Origin of the sequence: Bartonella sp. AS69XJJH (genome assembly GCF_042195585.1) — a bacterium.
Classification (GTDB): Bacteria; Pseudomonadota; Alphaproteobacteria; order Rhizobiales; family Rhizobiaceae; genus Bartonella.
In genome coordinates this window covers 1-897 of sequence record NZ_JBHIOO010000110.1, presented here as the reverse complement: position 1 = coordinate 897, position 897 = coordinate 1, and the positions used below count along the sequence as shown (strand labels likewise).

General features: G+C 45.8%; 1 protein-coding gene. It reads right to left on the bottom strand.

Translation table 11 applies throughout. The features are described from left to right. Positions 1–138: 138 nt before the first annotated feature. On the bottom strand, positions 139–897 hold a 759-nt coding region (locus ACFIK6_RS10025), incomplete at its 5' end, for a phage tail protein (protein ID WP_375677609.1).

Below are 897 nucleotides of genomic sequence, written 5' to 3'. Positions count from 1 at the left end.
CCCCTTATAATGGTTTGAACTTCATTGAGTTCACCACTTTGAATAAAGGGACGCGTGCCATAAAAGACAACACTTTGTTGTTCCTCTTTGCCGCGAGATCTGTCAATTGCAAACGGTAGACCACTTTCATGCTTCATCTTAAAACCTCAATAAAATCTTGAATTGTTCGCGAACATCGGCACGCAAAGGAATATTAATGGGCGTTTTGAGTATCTCGATACCACCATTTAGTTCATTGGCGTCACACCAAAGCTTGCCCAAAGGGATATCAAGAGGGATATCAAGGGGGACATCTTGTTTGGGAATGCCGTGAACGAGAATAGAAACAAATGCTGCTTGTTTGCCGTCAACATCGTTAAAATCTGTGCGGGCTGCCAGAAAAAGCGCCGTGCCCCTCGGGGAGGGCTGATAGTGATTGCCTGAATGGCTGTAAACCCCCTCCAAAGCCTGTTCGACAGGCGCTACAGCATAGCATCTGCGAGTGCCAATCACGCCATCTTGGCTATCTCTTAACACGAGATAAAGCGTGCGGCCATGAAACCACTCTGCCATCAGTATATCGCGTTCATGTTTTTTGACCGAACACCACGGAAAATTTGCCATGTCCCATGGATAATCGATTTGGTTCCAGCTTAATTCTTCATCCCCATCATCTATCCAATTGCCAATAAGCCTGCCTTCTTCTCTTGTGAGTGTGTGATTGATTTCTGTTGTGCGCCCAAAGGAAAACAAAGTGCCTCCAGCTGTTAAACGAACACCGCTTTCATACTCCAACATGCTGTCATCAAGGCGTGACATATTGCCTTCCATGGCTTGAACATCATAACCATAGGTCCCACGGCGAAAATCAGAGCGCAAACTTTTGGAAAGGTCAGTGATTGCTTCAATAGCTTCAAG